Annotated in this window: 18 protein-coding genes and 1 tRNA gene; 10 read left to right on the top strand and 9 right to left on the bottom strand. The window is 62.3% G+C overall.

Annotation, left to right across the window (positions count from 1 at the left end; translation table 11 throughout):
- The first annotated feature begins 55 nt into the window (after positions 1 to 55).
- From AC1DXM_RS11350 to AC1DXM_RS11335, 4 genes are all read left to right on the top strand, one after another.
- Complete coding sequence (locus AC1DXM_RS11350) at positions 56 to 1,210, top strand: dihydrodipicolinate synthase family protein (RefSeq protein WP_477233115.1); 1,155 nt, start codon at positions 56 to 58, stop codon at positions 1,208 to 1,210.
- A gap of 104 nt (positions 1,211 to 1,314) precedes the next feature.
- A complete protein-coding gene (gmd, locus tag AC1DXM_RS11345; RefSeq protein ID WP_477233114.1) occupies positions 1,315 to 2,385 on the top strand; it encodes a GDP-mannose 4,6-dehydratase in 1,071 nt (356 codons plus the stop codon).
- Positions 2,386 to 2,394: 9 nt separating this feature from the next.
- On the top strand, positions 2,395 to 3,363 hold the full coding sequence (fcl, locus tag AC1DXM_RS11340; protein ID WP_477233113.1) for a GDP-L-fucose synthase: 969 nt from the start codon (positions 2,395 to 2,397) through the stop codon (positions 3,361 to 3,363).
- Positions 3,308 to 4,792 carry a hypothetical protein gene (locus AC1DXM_RS11335; RefSeq protein WP_477233112.1) on the top strand — a complete coding sequence of 495 codons (1,485 nt, stop codon included), beginning with the start codon at positions 3,308 to 3,310 and terminating at the stop codon, positions 4,790 to 4,792. The genes fcl and AC1DXM_RS11335 overlap by 56 nt, the downstream gene beginning before the upstream one ends.
- Positions 4,793 to 4,796: 4 nt before the next feature.
- Here AC1DXM_RS11335 and AC1DXM_RS11330 read toward each other — a convergent pair whose 3' ends face one another.
- On the bottom strand, positions 4,797 to 6,842 hold the full coding sequence (locus tag AC1DXM_RS11330; protein WP_477233111.1) for an alginate lyase family protein: 2,046 nt from the start codon (positions 6,840 to 6,842) through the stop codon (positions 4,797 to 4,799).
- Between the two features lie 279 nt (positions 6,843 to 7,121).
- Between AC1DXM_RS11330 and AC1DXM_RS11325 the strand changes: the two genes are divergently transcribed.
- Together AC1DXM_RS11325 and AC1DXM_RS11320 are read left to right on the top strand one after the other, a co-directional pair.
- A complete protein-coding gene (locus tag AC1DXM_RS11325; protein WP_477233110.1) occupies positions 7,122 to 7,328 on the top strand; it encodes a hypothetical protein in 207 nt (68 codons plus the stop codon).
- A 103-nt stretch (positions 7,329 to 7,431) separates the two neighbouring features.
- Positions 7,432 to 8,199 carry a Stf0 family sulfotransferase gene (locus tag AC1DXM_RS11320; RefSeq protein ID WP_477233109.1) on the top strand — a complete coding sequence of 256 codons (768 nt, stop codon included), beginning with the start codon at positions 7,432 to 7,434 and terminating at the stop codon, positions 8,197 to 8,199.
- Between the two features lie 92 nt (positions 8,200 to 8,291).
- On the opposite strand, the gene AC1DXM_RS11315 is transcribed toward AC1DXM_RS11320, so the two are convergent.
- Together AC1DXM_RS11315 and cpdR are read right to left on the bottom strand one after the other, a co-directional pair.
- Positions 8,292 to 8,366, bottom strand: a tRNA-Val gene (locus AC1DXM_RS11315).
- A gap of 116 nt (positions 8,367 to 8,482) precedes the next feature.
- On the bottom strand, positions 8,483 to 8,845 hold the full coding sequence (cpdR, locus tag AC1DXM_RS11310) for a cell cycle two-component system response regulator CpdR (RefSeq protein WP_023671195.1): 363 nt from the start codon (positions 8,843 to 8,845) through the stop codon (positions 8,483 to 8,485).
- A 163-nt stretch (positions 8,846 to 9,008) separates the two neighbouring features.
- Between cpdR and AC1DXM_RS11305 the strand changes: the two genes are divergently transcribed.
- The gene (locus AC1DXM_RS11305) at positions 9,009 to 9,950 is read left to right on the top strand and encodes an N-formylglutamate amidohydrolase (RefSeq protein WP_181057444.1); all 942 of its coding nucleotides are present in this window, start codon (positions 9,009 to 9,011) and stop codon (positions 9,948 to 9,950) included.
- Between the two features lie 338 nt (positions 9,951 to 10,288).
- Positions 10,289 to 11,062: a histidinol-phosphatase gene (gene hisN, locus AC1DXM_RS11300; RefSeq protein ID WP_477233108.1), complete on the top strand. Its 774-nt coding sequence runs from the start codon at positions 10,289 to 10,291 to the stop codon at positions 11,060 to 11,062.
- 15 nt (positions 11,063 to 11,077) lie between these two features.
- Here hisN and AC1DXM_RS11295 read toward each other — a convergent pair whose 3' ends face one another.
- The 4 genes from AC1DXM_RS11295 to AC1DXM_RS11280 form a co-directional block, all read right to left on the bottom strand.
- Positions 11,078 to 11,908, bottom strand: coding sequence for a helix-turn-helix transcriptional regulator (locus AC1DXM_RS11295; RefSeq protein ID WP_477233107.1), 831 nt, complete (start codon positions 11,906 to 11,908; stop codon positions 11,078 to 11,080).
- A gap of 109 nt (positions 11,909 to 12,017) precedes the next feature.
- Positions 12,018 to 12,254 carry a DUF1127 domain-containing protein gene (locus AC1DXM_RS11290; RefSeq protein ID WP_203278587.1) on the bottom strand — a complete coding sequence of 79 codons (237 nt, stop codon included), beginning with the start codon at positions 12,252 to 12,254 and terminating at the stop codon, positions 12,018 to 12,020.
- Between the two features lie 3 nt (positions 12,255 to 12,257).
- Positions 12,258 to 12,428: a hypothetical protein gene (locus AC1DXM_RS11285; protein ID WP_477233106.1), complete on the bottom strand. Its 171-nt coding sequence runs from the start codon at positions 12,426 to 12,428 to the stop codon at positions 12,258 to 12,260.
- A 172-nt stretch (positions 12,429 to 12,600) separates the two neighbouring features.
- Complete coding sequence (locus AC1DXM_RS11280; RefSeq protein WP_477233105.1) at positions 12,601 to 13,560, bottom strand: alpha/beta fold hydrolase; 960 nt, start codon at positions 13,558 to 13,560, stop codon at positions 12,601 to 12,603.
- A gap of 462 nt (positions 13,561 to 14,022) precedes the next feature.
- On the opposite strand from AC1DXM_RS11280, the gene AC1DXM_RS11275 reads away from it, so the two are divergent.
- Both AC1DXM_RS11275 and AC1DXM_RS11270 read left to right on the top strand, forming a co-directional pair.
- A complete protein-coding gene (locus AC1DXM_RS11275) occupies positions 14,023 to 14,490 on the top strand; it encodes an Hsp20 family protein (protein WP_203278585.1) in 468 nt (155 codons plus the stop codon).
- Between the two features lie 156 nt (positions 14,491 to 14,646).
- Entirely contained in the window at positions 14,647 to 15,399 is a 753-nt protein-coding gene (locus AC1DXM_RS11270) for a sulfite exporter TauE/SafE family protein (RefSeq protein WP_477233104.1), read from the top strand.
- Here AC1DXM_RS11270 and AC1DXM_RS11265 read toward each other — a convergent pair.
- Both AC1DXM_RS11265 and AC1DXM_RS11260 read right to left on the bottom strand, forming a co-directional pair.
- Positions 15,396 to 16,292, bottom strand: coding sequence for an MBL fold metallo-hydrolase (locus AC1DXM_RS11265; protein WP_477233103.1), 897 nt, complete (start codon positions 16,290 to 16,292; stop codon positions 15,396 to 15,398). The genes AC1DXM_RS11270 and AC1DXM_RS11265 overlap by 4 nt on opposite strands.
- A gap of 9 nt (positions 16,293 to 16,301) precedes the next feature.
- On the bottom strand, positions 16,302 to 17,351 hold the full coding sequence (locus tag AC1DXM_RS11260; RefSeq protein WP_477233102.1) for a threonine aldolase family protein: 1,050 nt from the start codon (positions 17,349 to 17,351) through the stop codon (positions 16,302 to 16,304).
- Positions 17,352 to 17,521: the final 170 nt, after the last annotated feature.

The raw sequence follows: 17,521 nt of genomic DNA, 5'->3' as shown, positions 1-17,521 counted from the left end.
GCTTCTTGATTTATTGGAACGTTCCATTTATAGGATGCCGGAAACGGAGGTTGCCATGGATATTACCCTGCCTGCGGAGAATGGCGGCCGCGTCAGCTACAAGCTCGTGGGCAACCCGGTGGAGCCCAGAATAGGTGCTGCTTTCCCGCGCATTGCCTATGCCGCGGCGCATGTCGTCGCCGACCCGCTTGCGATGACCAATCCGTGGTCGAAGCCTGCGGTCGACTGGGACAGGACGATGGCGTTTCGCCACCATCTGTGGCGGCTCGGCTTCCGCATCGCCGAAGCGATGGACACCTCGCAGCGCGGCATGGGGTTCGACTGGACAAATGCGCAGGAATTGATCCGGCGCTCGATCGCCGAGGCGCGCAGCGTCGAAGGCGCCGATCTGGCATCGGGCGCCGGCACCGATCATCTGATGCCGGGGGCTGCCAGGACGCTCGATGACGTGATCGCCGCCTATGAGGAACAGTTCACCTTCATCGAAGGGCAGGGTGGCAAGGCAATCATGATGGCCAGTCGGGCGCTGGCGGCGGTCGCCAAAGGCCCGGATGATTATATCAGGGTCTACGACCGCATCCTCAGTCAGGCCTCCGGCAAGGTCATCCTGCACTGGCTGGGCGACATGTTCGATCCGGCACTAAGGGGCTATTGGGGCAGTGAGAATTTCGAGACTGCGCTCGACACCGTCGTCGCCATCATCGAGCGCCATGCCGGCAAGGTCGAAGGGATAAAGATTTCCCTGCTCGATGCTGGCAAGGAAGTCGCCCTGCGCGACCGGTTGCCGGACGGCGTCGTCATGTTCACCGGCGACGATTTCAACTACCCTGAACTGATCGCAGGCGACGGGAAGCGGCATTCGCACGCCTTGCTCGGCATATTCGACGCCATCGCCCCGGCCGCCAATGCGGCCCTGGCGAAGTTGGCTGACGGCGACCGCGCCGGCTATGACGCGCTGATGGCGCCGACGGTGCCACTGTCGCGCAAGATCTTCGAGGCGCCGACCGAGTACTACAAGGCTGGCATTGTCTTCATGGCCTGGCTCAACGGCCATCAGGATCATTTCACAATGGTCGGCGGCATGCAGTCGGCGCGCGGCATCCTGCACTATGCCGACATCTTTCGCCTTGGCGACCAGGCAGGGTTGCTCGCCGATCCCGCGCTTGCGTTGGCCAGGATGAAGCATTTCTGCGCGGTCGCGGGTGCCTGAGCGCAACGCAACCGTTGGCTGAAAAGTATCCCCCGTGTGGGGGATTTGCGTTCTTGCGTCAAATCTGTATTCCGTTGCCGGATTAGATGCGGACGAATGCGGCAATGACGGAAAAAGTGGCGCTCATCACCGGTGTAACCGGGCAGGACGGGGCCTATCTTGCAGATTTTCTTCTGCGGAAGGGCTATATTGTCCATGGCGTCAAACGCCGCTCATCTTCGTTCAATACCGAGCGCGTCGATGACATCTATGTCGATCCGCACGAGCGCGGTGCGCGCTTTTTCCTGCATTATGGCGACCTGACCGATGCAACCAATCTCATTCGCCTCGTGCAGGAGACGCGGCCGAGCGAGATTTACAATCTTGGCGCCCAGAGCCATGTCCAGGTGAGTTTCGAGACGCCCGAATATACCGGCAATGCCGATGCGTTGGGCACGCTCAGGCTGCTGGAGGCGATCCGCATCCTCGGCATGGAAAAATCGGTGCGTTTCTACCAGGCCTCGACCTCGGAGCTTTACGGCAAGGCGCGCGAGGTCCCGCAAAGCGAGACGACGCCGTTCCATCCGCGCTCGCCCTATGCCGCGGCCAAGCTCTACGCCTACTGGATCACGGTCAATTACCGCGAAGCCTACGGCATGTTCGCCGCCAATGGCATCCTGTTCAACCACGAAAGCCCGACGCGCGGCGAAACCTTCGTCACCCGCAAGATCACACGAGCCGTCGCCTCGATCCAACACGGCCTGCAGGACACGCTCTATCTCGGCAATCTCGACGCCAGGCGTGACTGGGGCCATGCGCGCGACTACGTAGAAGGCATGTGGCGCATTCTGCAGCACAGCGAAGCCGACGATTTCGTGCTGGCGACCGGCGAGGCGCATTCGGTGCGCGAATTTGTCGAACTGGCATTTGCCGAGACCGGACGCAGCATCCGCTGGCAAGGCGAGGGTCTCGACGAGGTTGGTGTCGATGCCGGCTCGGGCACGGTCCTGGTGCGTATCGATCCGCGCTATTTTCGGCCGACCGAGGTCGACTTTTTGCTCGGCGACCCCGCCAAGGCCAAGGCGAAACTTGGCTGGTCGCACACGACCGGGTTCAGGGATCTTGTGGCGGAAATGGTGCAGGCCGATCTGGCGCGTGCTGCCGGCGGCACGCGGCAGAACAGCCGTTCTGCGTGAGGCAGGCCGATGGACGTGACATTTGAGCTGAAAGGCAAGCGTGTCTTCGTCGCCGGGCATCGCGGCATGGTCGGTTCGGCCGTCGTGCGACGGCTGGCGAGCGAGGATTGCGAGGTGCTCACCGTATCCCGCGACAGGTTCGACTTGCTCGACCAGGCCGGCGTGCGGCGCTGGATGACCGAGCACCGGCCGGATGCGGTGGTGATGGCGGCCGCCAAGGTCGGCGGCATTCTGGCCAATGACAGGTTCCCGGTCGATTTCCTGCAGGACAATCTGATCATGCAGAGCAATGTCATCGATAGCGCTTTTCGTAGCGAGGTCGGCAAGCTTTTGTTTCTCGGCTCGTCCTGCATCTATCCCAAGCTCGCGCCACAGCCGATCCCGGAAGATGCACTGCTGACCGGCCCGCTCGAGCCCACCAATGAATGGTATGCGATCGCCAAGATCGCAGGGCTGAAACTGTGCCAGGCCTATCGGCGCCAGCACGGCGTCGATTATATCTCGGCGATGCCGGCCAACCTTTACGGCCCAGGCGACAATTTCGACCTTCAGAGCAGCCATGTGGTGCCGGCGCTGATGCGAAAGGCGCATGCGCTGGCGCTGAGCGGCGGCAGCAGCCTCGAGGTTTGGGGCTCGGGCACGCCGAGGCGCGAATTCCTGCATGTCGACGACGCTGCCGATGCGCTGGTCTGGCTGTTGAAGAATTATAGCGGCGACAGCCACGTCAATGTCGGTTCGGGGGAGGATGTCACCATTGCCGAGCTTGCCCAAACCGTCGCATCCGTCGCCGGCGTCGAGGCTACGATCACCTTTGATACGACCAAGCCGGACGGCACGCCGCGCAAGCTGATGGATGTGTCGCGGCTGTTTGCAATGGGATGGCGCCCGCGCTACGTGCTTCGCAGTGGATTGGAACAGACATATGCGTGGTTTCTCAGCCATGTTGAGAAGGGTGACGTCCGCCTCGGCGCGGCCTGATCCCGATCCTCAGCATGCAAAGTTGATTGCCGCGACCAGGGATGACGGGCTGGGCGGCCGGCTTCTGGCCATGGTCAATGCAAAGGCGCTTGCCGATGCGACAGGCCACCGCTTTGGATTCACCTGGAAGAGAGCCGTCTCGGACAAGACGTTTCACATTGTCGATACGGTCGACAAAATATTTAATCCCGAATTCATCGAGAAACACTGGCTGGGCGAAAAGATCAGAGAGACGGATCTCGAGGTTCTCAAGAAAGGGAAATTCACCCGCGCAAGCCTGAATGCGTCAGCCCGCCGAAGCTTTTTTCGCGGCTGGCTCTGCAACGATTTCAACGTTCTGGAGTCTTTTCGCGACAAGGGAAAGCTGATCGCGACATCCGAAACGATCAGGACTCTCGGCTTTGCCGAGTCGGTGAACCATGCGCTGCACGCGGCCCAGTCCTGTCAATTTCCGGGGCAAATGGCCGGGCTGCATCTTCGCAGCGGCGACATCGTTCGCGGCAAATACCGCTCGATGCTGAATTTCAACGGCAAGGTAATCCCTTCCACGCTGGCCAAGGCGATTGTGGCCGAGCTCGCGTCACAGGGTATTGCGACTCTGCTGGTCGGCCAGGATCGTGCGACGCTCGACTATCTGAGGTCGCAAACCGGCGCGTTGCTGACCGACGATTTCGGCGCCAACGAATTCGAGGATGAGACGCTGAGGGCATTTTTCGAGATGGGCCTTCTGGCGCGTTGTCAGCGGATCTACGCCGGCAGCAGCGTGTTCGCATCCGTGTCGTCGGTGATGAGCGGCGTTCCGCGCACCAGGACCACGGCGCTGTTCAGCCCGCCCCTGGCGGCGCAACTCATGCTCGAAGAGCTGAAGCAGCATCAGTCCGACTATCATCCATTCGAAGCGGCGTTCGGCTATCTGTCGGCGTTCCTGAACATTGAGGACGACATCAGCCCGGCGCAGGCGAGGGACATTCTCGGCAAGGCCTACGCGCTCGATCCTGAAAACGATGCCTATCCCCTCAAGATCGCGGCGGCCTATTTTCGCGAGAAGGATTACGCAGCAGGGGAAGCCATTTTGAAGTCGCGCATGACGGTGCAATTCGAGGCGCGTCCCAAGATGCCGTTGCCAATGCTTTTGGCTCTGTCGCGCAAGACAGTGCACGGCCACGCCATGGGCAAGGATTTCGCGTCCTATTTTGCCGCGGCGAAGGCCGGTCATCCCTATGCCACGGCCTGTGCGGCCCATATTCTGCATGACGGCTTTGGCGAACTGAAACAGGCGCTTGAGATGATCGCCAGATCGCAGGCTGCCGAACCGGCCAATGCATTGTTCAGGACGATCAGGCGTTACATCCGGCCGATCGCGACCCGTGAATCCAGCCCGCTGTTGAAAGCGCGGCTGCGGCTCTGGAAAGCCGGGATCAGGATCTAGTCTATCACTGCCTTCGCCAGACCCAGAACGGTGCGATGCCCTGGTCGGGATGGAAAAGCGATCTCCCGGGGCTGACATCAAGCGCTGGCGTCGCGGGGTCGTGGCATGCGAGATCGAACAGCAGTGGCCGAGCCAGGTCCCGGTCGATGGTCTCAACATCTTGGCGGTCTATGTCGGCGGCAAGCCGGCGGAGCGCCGTGACCAGGCCCTGTCCCTCGGCAGCCTGGTGCCGCCACAAATCGTCGCCGACCGCGGACAAGACCCGCGCCAGGGCTGTCCAGCCCTGCAAGGCGAGCATGGCGCCGCACAGGCTGGAGGTTTGGCTCAAAAGCGAGCCGTCGGGTGCGATCTCGGCCGCCAGCCTTTCGCGGGCGTGGAGGCGGACCCTGGCCAGCGTTGCGCCGTCGTTCAGAAACATTGCGATCGATGCCCGCTGAAGATCGCTGAGGACACCGTGCTTGCCAAACTCTGTCGCCGGTGCCGTGGCCAGCCATTTGCCGTAGGTGCCAAGCCAGTTCCGGAAGTCCTCCCGTTCAGGCCCGGTCAGCGTCCCGGCCCGCTCGACAAGGCGGACGGCATCGAGAAAGAAGTGGAGACCACCGAGCTCGAAGACACCTTGTTTTGCGCGAGACGGGTTCATCCTTCTGCCGGGGTCGATGAAGCATGTGCGGATCCATTGCGCGGCATGGGCGGCAAAGCGCTGCTCATCGAGCACGGCCGCCGCCAGCGCCAGCACGGTGGCGTCGTGCAGGACGTGGCGCAGGCGGGCAGGATCGCCTGTTTGATGGAGATCGGTGCCGGGAGCGCGGGCGAGCACCTCGCTCGCGGCAGTTTCGAGATGGCGGCGAAGCTCGACGTCATTGCCTTGGGATACTGCTGCAAGAACAGCGTCGTCGTAAAAAACCAGGCGCGACGGGTCGAGCCTGGCGGCGGTCGCCAAGGCATCGCAGCGGTCGATCATATCGACGATGGCTTCGTCGCGGCTGCCCCAGCGGGCGACGAAACCGGCCTTGCCGATTTCCAGATGCGAGCGCCCGGAATCCAGGCGCGCCACCCAGCCGGCCTTGTGGAAAAGCCCGGCATCGGGGGCCAGCGACGGGCGTTGGAAATCCCACGGGTCGTCGCGGAAACGGTCCCATGGTCCGGGAACGCCGAGCCGCCACAGCATTTCGACCTTGGGCCGGCGGCCATAGGCATAATCTTCGTCGAACAGTTCGGTCGTATCGGCGCGAAAGATGATCTGGGGCTCTTCCGTAGCCCGCGGCTTAAAATTCTCGTCGAGCAGAGACAGGTTTTCGACAATGCGCGCCATCGGCACGATGACATAGGGCAGATACGGCCTTGCCTCGATTGCCCCGCGTATCTGCCGGAATGCCTGCTCGGTCAGATAGCAGTTTCCGTCCCACGGCATCAGCCACTTCGCCCGCGTGCGGGCGATCTCAAGCGCCTTGTTGCGGGCGCCGTTGTTGTTCATCAGATAGCGGTTCTTGCTGTGCCGGATGAGCGTTTCGTAGCGCGCCGGCGTGAGTTCAGCTGATTGGCCGCTCTTGCCGGAAAACCGGAGTTCCTTTGCCACCAGCCTGTCGATATCCCACGCAATCCGGCCATAGGCCTCGAGGTCGAAAGGGATGCGCACAAAGCTCTGGCCGCGGCCCTCCAGCAGCCTGACGATGCGGGCCTCCTCATCCGGATCGGCTATCCGATTGACGATCCAGAACTTGTCGCAGTCAGGAAAGGCAGGCTCATTGTCCAGGATGAAGCTGGCATTGTCGAAGGACTGGCCTTTGCGGTGCCGCGGCTCGAGATCGTTGCCAATGATGCGAACGAGCATGAAGCTGTCCTTCGCCGCCGCAATCGGCAAGGCAGGGTATGCGTCACGTGCCGCCCTGAGGCGAAGCCTGACATCGTGCCTGTGTTCGAGCGTTCGCTTTGCCGCAACCAGCACGCCGCCAAGGCTTGAACCTGGCGATTGGAGATATTTCCTCGCCCGTTTGAGTTCGAGGTAGATGCGTCGCCAGGTCGCCTTCCGCTCCGCCGGAGTTGACGTCATGGCCACCCGCCGGAGCGAGTGCGCCAATGGTCGGAGATCATCGACCATACTGATGTCGTCATTCGCATTGTTCCCCCGAACATCGCGTCTTGTCCCCAGCCTTAAAGCCATCGCGCCCGGGCGTCACGACTGAAAATTTGTCCCAGGCATTGTCGTGCCCGCTCGTCAGCCTGCACCGCAAAGGCTTTGCCGGCAATTTCAGGTTTGCTCGTGAACCATTTCGTTGCCGCCCGCGACCAAGCGCTGTGTAGCAAACACGACCCATCAAGGAGAACGTCCATGTCTATCACTTCAAGAAACGTCTTTCTCGCCGCCATCGCCGTTTCGGTGCTGGCGGGGTGTCAGACGGCACCGCCGAGGGAATGCGAGAAGACCAAGCCTGGTGTCACCTATAACGGCAAATGCTGCGGCATCGGCACCCCGTGCCGTGAAGGCAACAACAACCCCCATGACAAGCCCGACAGGCCCGATCCGCGGCCGCAATGATCCGGCCGAGAGGCCGCGCCGTCCCGGCTCGCGCCGGGGCGGTTTTGCATTCCTTGAATTGGCAAGGTGGACTCGGCTGTGGTCTCCTTGGTATTTGTCAGACATGCCGATCAGCCCGCCCACAGGTTGGAAACCTCCTGGCAAGACGCTCATTATCGCGACCTTGCAGCGATCCGGCAGCACGCTTCTTTGCGAAAAGATGGGCAGCACGGGCGTGCTGGGAAATCCGGAAGAGTACTTCAACCGGGAAGAGAAGACCCCGACCGTCGAGCGTTGCGCCCGTATTGCCGCCAGCGCTACGCCAAACGGAGTGGCCGCAACCAAACTATTTCCGTCCCATTTCTATGAGCTTAGCAGGGATATCAGGCTTACCGAGTGGTTTCCTGACCCGGTGTGGATATACCTTGAAAGACGCGATCGGCTGGGCCAGGCAATTTCCTGGGCGAAAGCATGGCAGGACGGTGCCTGGACCAGCAAATCTGCTGCCGTGAAAAATGCCGAGTATTCGGCGTATGGCATCGACTTCGCCCTTGCCCAGATAGCCATTGGCACCGGTCGCTGGACTTCGTTTTTTGCCAGGACCGGGATCGAACCGCTCCGCCTTTTTTATGAAGACACGCTGGATGATTTCGACAGCATCAGCCAGCGCATCGGCCTGCTGGCGGGGTTGGATGCTCCCGTCCCCCGTGAGGGCAAGGTGAGTCTCAGCCCGCAGCGAAACGAGGAAAGCGACGAATGGCGGCGACGGTTTCTAACCGAGTGCGGTAACCCGGATGATTTCGACAGGCCGATTGTCCGGCTTCGCAAGCGCAGAAGGTCCAAATGGATATTCTGGAGGAAATGGTTTGGCGGCGCCGCCGCCAAACGATGACCTTGCGCCATGGCGGAGCCATGAAAAGTGTCATCTCGTTCCGACAAGCGCATGATGGCATGCGGAACAAATCAAAGCCGCTTTGGTCTGGATGGTGGGCGTGACAGGGATTGAACCTGTGACCCCTGCAATGTCAATGCAGTGCTCTCCCGCTGAGCTACACGCCCATCCGAAGCCGCGCATACACCATTTTTGATCCAGCGCGTCAATAGCCGGAAAAGGGAAAGAACGGCTCGTTTTGTCGCGCCGCCAAGGCGAGCGGCGGCGTCTCGCCCGAAGTGCTTCAGGCGGCCTGCAGCATTTTTTCGACCTCGTTGACGAGATCGCGCAGATGGAACGGCTTCGACAGCACCTTGGCGTCTTTCGGCGCCTTGGAATCGGGGTTGAGCGCGACGGCCGCGAAACCGGTGATGAACATCACCTTGAGGTCGGGATCGATCTCGGTGGCGCGGCGGGCGAGCTCGATGCCATCCATCTCCGGCATGACGATGTCAGTCAGCAGCAGGGAGAACGGTTCTTCGCGCAGCCGCTCATAGGCGCTGGCGCCGTTGTCGAAATCGCTGACATGGTATCCGGCCCGCTCCAGTGCCTTGACCAGGAACCGGCGCATGTCGTCGTCGTCTTCCGCCAGCAGAATGCGTGCCATCTTATCCCGTCCGAATCACCCGCCCAAGCCTGCCGTCCGGCAAACCCGTTAACCATCCTGTATATGAGGAGGTGACGGTAAACATCAAGTGAACACTGGCGGCATTAATCCTGATTTGACGGGGTTCCCGGCATGCCGAAATGCTGGACATGCGGCCGATGAGGTGGCAGTTTCCCATCATGATGCATTGCTGTTTCCGGGTTCGTTCAAATTGACGACGGCAGCCGAGGATTTTTCGGTCGTTCCACCCTTCGAAATCCGATCGGGCGCCGAGCAGCGCGTTCCCTTCGTCTTCAACTCACCGCATAGCGGCCGTTATTATCCCGACCGCTTCCTGGCCATGGCCAGGCTCGACCGCAACGCCATCCGCCGTTCCGAGGATTGCTATGTCGACGAGTTGTTCGGCGGCGCGGTGGCGCTCGGCGCGCCGATGCTGGCGGCGAATTTTCCGCGCGCCTATCTCGACGTCAATCGCGAACCGTGGGAACTCGACCCGCGCATGTTCGCCGAGCCGGTGCCGTCCTTCTGCAACATCCGCTCGGCCCGCGTCGCCGGCGGGCTCGGCACCGTGCCCAAGCTGGTGGGCGAGGGGCTCGACATCTATTCCGGGCGGCTGCCGCTGGCGGAGGCAGTGCAGCGCATCGAGGCCGTCTACAAACCCTATCACGAGACGCTGAAGCGACTTTTGACCAGAACCCATGCCAGGTTCGGCTATGCCGTGCTGATCGACTGCCATTCGATGCCGGCGAGCATCAGGGTGGGCGACAGCGGCCTGCGGCCGGACTTCATCGTCGGCGACCGTTTCGGCATCTCGGCAACGGCTGCGCTGACCGAGACGGCGATCGGCCTGCTGATCGGCATGGGCTATACCGTCGCCCACAACAAACCCTATGCTGGCGGCTTCATCACCGAGCATTACGGCCGGCCGGCGCGCCATCTGCATGCGCTGCAGATCGAGGTCAATCGCGGGCTCTACATGAATGAGCGGACGTTCCAGAAATCGGCTGGTTTCGATGCACTGGCCGACGATATGGCGCGCTTTTCGGCCGACCTGATGGCGATGCCCGACCACCATTTCATCGACCTGCCGCTGGCTGCCGAATGACGCCGGAACGGCGGCTATCCATGAGATCCCGCGCCAGCCATGCGGCGGCGTAAAAAAAGACCGCATCGTTTGCACGACACGGTCGAAGTCTAGGGAGGAAACGCCCAAGGAGGGCATGAACAGGAAAACCTGTCCGACAACAAAGTTATTGTGCGATGCACAAATGTCAACCGACTCCACCCTTTTTTAATTCACTCTGATGTGGAAATTGCGCTTCGGTGGCGCCGATGTGACATTTTTGCAACAATTATCTCGGTAATAAATCGATAAACCGGCTTGTTTTGGCGCAAAAGTGCCGGCAGACCGGGGTCTGGCACTCTGCAATGCGGGAGAATCAGGTGGACATCAGCATCGATTTCATGCGCCGGATCGCGCAAGCGGCGGCGGCTGAAACCTTGCCGCGGTTCCGCGCCCAGGGCGCGGTGGCCAACAAGGAAAAGGGCAGTTTCGATCCGGTCACGGAAGCCGACCGCGAGACGGAACGCGCCATCCGGGCGCTGATATCGGCCGAGTATCCCGATCACGGCATTTTGGGCGAAGAGCACGGCAGCGAGAACGTCTCCAGCCGGCATGTCTGGGTGATCGATCCCATCGACGGCACCCGCGCCTTCATCTCCGGCCTGCCGGTGTGGGGCACATTGGTCGGGCTCACGATCGACGGCGACGCTGTCGCCGGCATGATGGCGCAGCCCTTCACCGGCGAGCTGTTCTACGCCAACGCTTCCGGCTCCCACTATGAAGGCCCCGGCGGACCGCGCAAGCTCTCGACCCGCAAGACGACGAAGCTCGACGAGGCGACGCTGTTCACCACCACACCGGCGCTGTTCAAGGGCGAGGCGCGCACGCGATTCGACAAATTCGAAAAAGAGGTCCAACTCGTCCGCTATGGCGCCGATTGCTACGCCTTCGCCATGATCGCCTCGGGCAGTGTCGACATCGTCACCGATCCCGGACTGAAGCCTTACGACATCGTGGCGCTGATCCCGATCATCGAAAAGGCCGGCGGCGTCGTCACCACATTCGAGGGTGGCCCGGCGGAGAAGGGCGGCGACATACTGGCCGCGGCTACGCCGGAACTTCACGCGGCGGCGATGGCGGCCCTGCGCGGATGATTTTTTTTTACCCTGTCAGCACGGCTTGATCGAACGCTGGAACTCCGCGGGCGTTCGCCCGTAGACCTGCCGGAACGCCGCGCTGAAGTGGCTGTGGCTGGAAAAGCCAAGGTCCATGCCGAGCGTCGTGAGATTGTCGTAGCGGCCAAGAAGGTCGAGCGCACGCGCCAGACGCAGGCGCAGATGATAGCGGTAGAGCGGTATCGCCTCGACCTGCTGGAAAACCTGTGTGAGATAAACCGGTGACACCCCGACTTCGGCGGCAATCTCGGCCAGCGTCCAGCGCCGCGACAGATCCGAGGACAGAACGAGCTTGGCACGGTCGACCAGTTTCTGCCGGCCAGCACTGGCGCCGGCGGCATGCGAGGTGCGCTCGCCGAGGGAGCGCCGCACCATCGTTAGCGCCAGGGTTTCAGCCTCCAGCGTTTCGGCAATGTTGCGGCTCAGGCTGTGGCGCAGCACTGCCACCAGCGCCTGGGCCCGCGGGTCGATGCGGCGGCGCTGGCGACGAAACGCCAACGCACTGCCCGAGCGCAGCTGCTCCTTCGGCGTCAGTTCCTGCAGTTGCGCCTCCTCGATGACGAGATCGAGGCAGGAATCGCCACCCTCGACCGGGTGGCTGATCCGATAGGGCTCCGCCTCATTGAAGAACAGCAACTGGTTGGCTTCGGCGACCGCATCGTTGCGGCCGACATGGCGCACGAAGACACCGCGATAGGGAAACACCAGATGGGTGGCGCCGGTACATTCTTCTTCGCTCTTGTGCCGGCATTCGCCGCTGCAGACGACGTCCCTTACCCTGACGGTGCCGGTGTCCAGGAGCGTCTGTACCGTGAACTGAGACATGGCCGCTGCGTTCCCTTTGTGCCGGAAGCTGTCCCGGCACTCTAGGCGATCGGCCTGCCCAGACCTGTCAGGAGACTTCACCTGTCGGCGTCTTCGCAACGGCCATGGCTCAGTCCCACAAGCGGCGCATATATTCCGTGTGGGCCTCACCGCGCGATAGGCCAATGTCCTTGAGCTGTTCGTCGGTCATTTCCAGCAAGGCAAGGCGGCTTCGGCGCCTTTCCAGCTGACGGCCGACCCAATTGGCCACCGCGATGCCTTGTGTCCGCAAGGACCGCCAGAAGGTCGCGGATTGGGTTGTGGGTGCCTGTGCCAGGTGCACTATCGTTGCATGATCGGGGCGCATCGCTCATGCCTCCCCGTTGCCGACCACTGAGGCGCCGGCCACCGAGGCGCCGGCTTCGTTCAGTGCAATCGCGCATTCCTCGCAGCAGACCTCGACGGTCTTGCCGCCGACCTTGACGCGGATCGAGTTGGCGTCCAGCTGGCAATCGCAGGCAGCGCAGGTCTTCTCGGTCATGATGTCATCTCCTTGGCGTTCAGTTCGACGTGGAGATGAGCATTCCGGGGCAGCACCGGCTGTCAGAATCTTTAGCTCTTTGCGTGCGGCTGGCGCTGCCGGGCGGTCCTCCTGACAGAAGGCTGTCAGCAGGCGCAAGCTCAAGGCGCCGCACCCTGCGGCGCTGGCGGCATCAGGCGGTGGGGTCGTCCTGGCCTGGAATGAAGGCGTCGAAGGCGGCGAGCAACTGCTCGCGATAAACATCGGCCTCCTGAAGGATCTCGTGCTTGGCGCCGTCGATCATCAGCAGCGAGCCGAGACGCAGCCGCCTTGTGTAGGCCTCCACGGCCTTGGTCGACACGACCTGATCGGCGCCGGCGGCGATCACCAGCAGCGGAACCTGGATCCTGGCCATGAAATCCGGATCGCTGATGGCTTCGCTTGCCTTGATGGCGGCCTGCAGCCAGCGGATCGTCGGGCCGCCGAGCGCCAGTTGTGGATAGTCCTCGTAGATTTTCGTGTTGCGCTGATAGCGCTCAGGGTCCGATGTCACCTTGTTGACGGCAAAGGGCAGGGTCTGCCTGGGTCTAGGCCCCCAGGCGGCATAGAGCCTGCCAAGGCCGAGAAAGCACAAGAGCGAGCAGACGCGGCGCACCGTTTTTACAGACAGCGGAAAATCGGGCACCGTCAGGAATGGCGCGATCAGCACCATGCGGCGCACCCGGTTGACCATCGACGGCGCGGCGAGCAGCGCAATCACAGCTCCGGCCGAATGGGCAAGGATGTAGTAGGGGCCGCGGCAGTCGGGCAGCACGATGTCCTCGAAAAACTGCTCGAGGTCGCCGGTGTAATCGTAGAAGGAGCGGACATAGCCGCGTTGCGGGTCACGGATCAGCCGGTCCGAACCGCCCTGGCCGCGCCAGTCGAGCGTGGCGACGCCGAGGCCGCGATCGGCAAGGTTGCGGATGGTCTCGAAATATTTCTCGATGCACTCGTTGCGGCCGGGCAGCAGGACGACCGTGCCCTTCAGCGGCCGGGTGACCGCGGCAAACAGGCCGTAGCGGATCTGCTTACGATCGCGCGTGGTGAAGAAGCCGCCGGCGACATTTTGCGGCGGCGGGTTGCCTGGCGTGGGGTGGAAGAGGTCCGTCATTCGGCGCTTGCGTTCGGTGGTGTCTCGCCCGGCAGGGCGTCGGCATGGTGATAGACGCCAATGGATGAAAAGCAAAGGGAGGGGCGCCAAGGGGCGGACGAACAACGAGTAAGGCCGGAAGCAGCCTGCGGCGGCATGCTTCCGGCCTCTGTCGATCCGGGAGGAAGGGACGTTACACCCGGTTCGGCCTCGTCGCGGCACCTTCATCCGGCGCCGCCTGGTTCTTGATCCTGGCTGCACTCTAGCGCCGGTCGGCTGAACGGGCGCCGAAGCTGCGGTTCATCTGCCGTTCATCGACGCCTCAATTCACAGCTCTTCAAAAATCCTTGAAATGCGAATTTGCACTCCCCAAATGTTGGATGCAGCCGCCGATGTCGGGGCTGCTGGTCCAGCCGAAACGCCTTTTTCAGGGTTTCGCACCGGCCACACGCAAACCATGTTGCTCAAACAGGAGAACACCTCATGCGTCACGTTGATTTTTCCCCGCTCTATCGCTCGACCGTAGGCTTCGACCGCCTGTTCACGATGCTCGACTCGCTGGCCCAGCCCGATGGCGCGCAGACCTATCCGCCCTACAATATCGAGCGCACCGGCGAGAACGCCTATCGCATCTCGATGGCGGTTGCCGGCTTTTCGGATGAAGAGATCTCGATCGAAGCCCACCGCAACGTGCTGACCGTCAAGGGTGAGCGCAAGGAAGACGGCAATGGCGAAGGCTCCGAGCTGCTCTATCGCGGCATTGCCTCGCGTTCCTTCGAGCGCCGCTTCCAGCTCGCCGACCATGTCGAGGTCGTTGGCGCCACGCTGAAGAACGGCCTGCTCTTCGTCGATCTCACGCGCAACATCCCTGAGGAGCTGAAGCCGCGCAAGATCGCGATTACCGCGAGCTCCGAGAAGGCCAAGCAGATCGAGGCCAAGAACGCCGCGTAATCAAGACGGCGGCGTCACGCCCAAGGACAGAAGCGTCTCCTCCCGAGACGAAAGCGGCGCCGCGAGGCGCCGCTTTTTTGTTGCGCGGAATCTGTGTCACCCAGAACCGGGAGTTCTGGCTCTTTTGGAATAGGCGCCGCCTTCCCATGAAGGGCGATGTCTGATTTCTCGCTGACACTGACAGCCACCATTGCCGTCACCTTCCTACTCGCCGGCCTCGTCAAGGGCGTTACCGGCATGGGCCTGCCGACGCTGGCAATGGGCCTGCTCGGCACCATCATGCCGCCGGTCGCCGCGGCCTCGCTGCTGATCGTGCCGTCCTTCGTCACCAACTTCTGGCAGCTGTTCGCGGGACCGAGCTTTGCCTCGATCCTCAAGCGGCTATGGCTGATGATGATCGGCATCGTTGCCGGCACGCTGGCCGGCTCATGGCTGCTGGCCAGCGACAACGTCAAGTGGACGACCGCCGGCCTCGGTGCCGCACTGATCGTCTATGCCGTCTATACGCTGCTGGCGCGGCAATTGACGGTCCCGGTGTCGGCCGAACGCTGGTCGTCACCTGTTATCGGTTTTCTTACCGGCCTCGTTACCGGCGGCACCGGCGTGTTCGTCGTCCCTGCGGTGCCCTATATCCAGGCCCTCGGGCTGAGCCGTGACGACCTGATCCAGGCGCTCGGCCTGTCCTTCACCGTGTCGACCATCGCACTTGCCGCCGGCCTTGCGTCGCATGGCGCATTCCAGGTCGATAACATCGCCATGTCGTCGCTGGCGATGCTGCCGGCCTTGCTCGGCATGTGGCTGGGACAGTTGCTGCGGCAGCGGATCAGCCCGGCAACCTTCCGGCGCTGGTTTCTCATCTTCCTGATCCTGCTTGGCCTGGAGCTTCTGCTGCGGCCCTTCCTCGCCTAGACACCGCCGCCGGCCGCGAGAACAGCCTCGACATTTTGCCGGTGAACGGGGTCGTATAGCGCGAAGTACTCGACCGCACCGGTGGCGAACATGTCGGCGCCGAAGGTCTTCAGATCCTGCTTCGCCAGATCGGGCTCGTGCCGGCAGCGCAGCAGTTTTTGGACATAAGCTTGCGTCGCCGCTATGAGACCTTTGTCATAGCCGCCTCGTTCGATCGCTTCGAACGCACCGTGATTGGGCAGGATGCGGCCTATCGGCCAGCCGGCCATGCGTTCGAGATCGACCAGATGTTGCGCCAGACGATCAGCCTCGCTGACATAGGTGATCGGGTCCTCCAGCGTGTCGCCCGCCAGCAGCAGGCCGTTCCCAGGCATGAACAGCACCGTGCCGTCATGGCTGTGGATTTCGACCTGGCGCAGCTCGACGGCAATCGATCCGACGGTGAGGTCAAGACTGCCTTCAAAAGTCCTGTTCGGCAGCACGAGCGGCTTGATCGGCGGAACGCCACCTTCGATCTCGGCCCGGTTTTGCACCAGCGCCGAGGCGGTGAGCGTGTTGGCGATGATCTCGCAATCCTGAAACACCTCATTGCCGGCAATATGATCGTCATGCCAGTGGCTGAGCACGACCCGGATCGAGCTGACGCCCATGGCTTCGAGCGCCTGCCGGACAAAGCGCGCGTGGGGCAGTGAAATATGCGTGTCGTAGACAAGCGCGTGCGGCCCGTCGACAACGGCATAGGTGCAGATGCCGAGGGCATAGGCACCGTCGTCCAGCCAGTTCGGCTCGTCCGACCAGGCGCGAACGCCGTCGATGCGGCCATCGTAAAAGCCCAGCACGTTCGGCGCCGGGCGAACCAGCCGCATTGTTGAGCCGAGAGGTGGCTTGGTCATCGGAAAAGCTCAGGCAATCATGTGGCCGAGGTGGTCGACTTCTTCAGTGGTCGTCGCAAAGCTGGCGACGAAGCGGTAGATCGCTTCATTGTCGCCGAGGTGGCCGTCGAAGCTTTGCGGCACGCCCCATTCATAGAATTTGGCGCCGTCGCCTTGCATTTTTTCCGCCTTGCTGCGGTCGAGAATGGCGAACACTTCATTGGCCTGCGGCAGCCAGGCCAGCCGGCCGGACGGCGCATCCTCGATCGCCGCCGCCAGCCTTGCGGCCATCGCATTGGCGTGGCGCGCCATCCTTAGCCACAGATCGTCGGTAAAATAGGCTTCGAACTGGGCCGAGATGAAGCGCGCCTTGGAGAAGGTTTGCCCGGCGCGCTGGCGAAGCAGGCGCAGGTCGCGCGCCACGTCGGGGTTGAGGACCACGACCGCGTCGGCCATCCAGCAGCCATTCTTGGTGCCGCCGAAGGAGATGATGTCGACACCGCTCTTCCAGGTCATTTCCGCAGGGCTGATGTCAGTCGCCGCAACGGCATTGGCGAAGCGCGCGCCGTCCATGTGCAGCGGCAGCTTGTGACGGCGAGCTACCTCGGCGATCGCCTTGATATCGTCGACGGCGTAAACGGTGCCGACTTCGGTCGCCTGGGTGATCGTCACTGCCATCGGCTGGCCGGCGGGGACGAGGTCCCGCGAATAGCGCTTGATGGCCTGGTCGAGCGCCGGCGGATTGATGCGCCCCAGAGGCCCCGGGACGGGCGACATGCGCGCGCCGCCGGTGTAAAAACCCGCGGCGCCGAATTCATCGACGTTCATATGCGCTTCAGCATGACAGAAAGCGACGCCGCCGATCCGGTTCAACGACGCCATCGACAGCGCGTTGGCCGCCGTGCCAGTGGCGACGAAGAAGACCGCGACCTCGCGCTCGAAGATCTCGTTGAAGCGCTTGTGGAGGGCGCGGTCGAGGTCGCTATCGCCATAGGCGGTGGCGATGCCGGCAGCATGGCGGGTCAGGTTGGCCGAGATATCGGGATGGACGCCCGCCCAGTTGTCGGATGCAAAGAACATTCGGAAAGTCCATGGCTGTTTGCGAAAAGGAGCGCGACCATGGCTGCTTCGGGGTTTGACGCGCAAGGGCCAAGGGCTGAAAAAGCGGTAAAGCCAGAGGCTGATCACGAAGGCGTGCTGCGGACCGAAGTTTTCGTTTCGACTGCGCGTCGCGTAATTTTCTGTCGCCA

It is taken from the genome of Mesorhizobium sp. P3_A2, assembly GCF_056403115.1.
The sequence above is the reverse complement of the archived record's forward strand: the minus strand, read 5'-3'. Positions and strand labels throughout refer to the sequence as shown.

What these genes read in the sequence shown, in the direction of transcription:
- AC1DXM_RS11335 (WP_477233112.1), top strand. Translation starts at nt 3,308, where the DNA reads ATGCGTGGTTTCTCAGCCATGTTGAGAAGGGTGACGTCCGCCTCGGCG.
- AC1DXM_RS11295 (WP_477233107.1), bottom strand. Translation starts at nt 11,908, where the DNA reads ATGTCTCAGTTCACGGTACAGACGCTCCTGGACACCGGCACCGTCAGG.
- AC1DXM_RS11350 (WP_477233115.1), top strand. Translation starts at nt 56, where the DNA reads ATGGATATTACCCTGCCTGCGGAGAATGGCGGCCGCGTCAGCTACAAG.
- AC1DXM_RS11320 (WP_477233109.1), top strand. Translation starts at nt 7,432, where the DNA reads ATGCCGATCAGCCCGCCCACAGGTTGGAAACCTCCTGGCAAGACGCTC.
- AC1DXM_RS11330 (WP_477233111.1), bottom strand. Translation starts at nt 6,842, where the DNA reads ATGACGTCAACTCCGGCGGAGCGGAAGGCGACCTGGCGACGCATCTAC.
- AC1DXM_RS11270 (WP_477233104.1), top strand. Translation starts at nt 14,647, where the DNA reads ATGTCTGATTTCTCGCTGACACTGACAGCCACCATTGCCGTCACCTTC.
- AC1DXM_RS11265 (WP_477233103.1), bottom strand. Translation starts at nt 16,292, where the DNA reads ATGACCAAGCCACCTCTCGGCTCAACAATGCGGCTGGTTCGCCCGGCG.
- cpdR (WP_023671195.1), bottom strand. Translation starts at nt 8,845, where the DNA reads ATGGCACGCATTCTGCTGGCGGAAGACGACGACGACATGCGCCGGTTC.
- AC1DXM_RS11290 (WP_203278587.1), bottom strand. Translation starts at nt 12,254, where the DNA reads ATGCGCCCCGATCATGCAACGATAGTGCACCTGGCACAGGCACCCACA.
- gmd (WP_477233114.1), top strand. Translation starts at nt 1,315, where the DNA reads ATGACGGAAAAAGTGGCGCTCATCACCGGTGTAACCGGGCAGGACGGG.
- AC1DXM_RS11325 (WP_477233110.1), top strand. Translation starts at nt 7,122, where the DNA reads ATGTCTATCACTTCAAGAAACGTCTTTCTCGCCGCCATCGCCGTTTCG.
- fcl (WP_477233113.1), top strand. Translation starts at nt 2,395, where the DNA reads ATGGACGTGACATTTGAGCTGAAAGGCAAGCGTGTCTTCGTCGCCGGG.
- AC1DXM_RS11275 (WP_203278585.1), top strand. Translation starts at nt 14,023, where the DNA reads ATGCGTCACGTTGATTTTTCCCCGCTCTATCGCTCGACCGTAGGCTTC.
- AC1DXM_RS11260 (WP_477233102.1), bottom strand. Translation starts at nt 17,351, where the DNA reads ATGTTCTTTGCATCCGACAACTGGGCGGGCGTCCATCCCGATATCTCG.
- AC1DXM_RS11285 (WP_477233106.1), bottom strand. Translation starts at nt 12,428, where the DNA reads ATGACCGAGAAGACCTGCGCTGCCTGCGATTGCCAGCTGGACGCCAAC.
- AC1DXM_RS11280 (WP_477233105.1), bottom strand. Translation starts at nt 13,560, where the DNA reads ATGACGGACCTCTTCCACCCCACGCCAGGCAACCCGCCGCCGCAAAAT.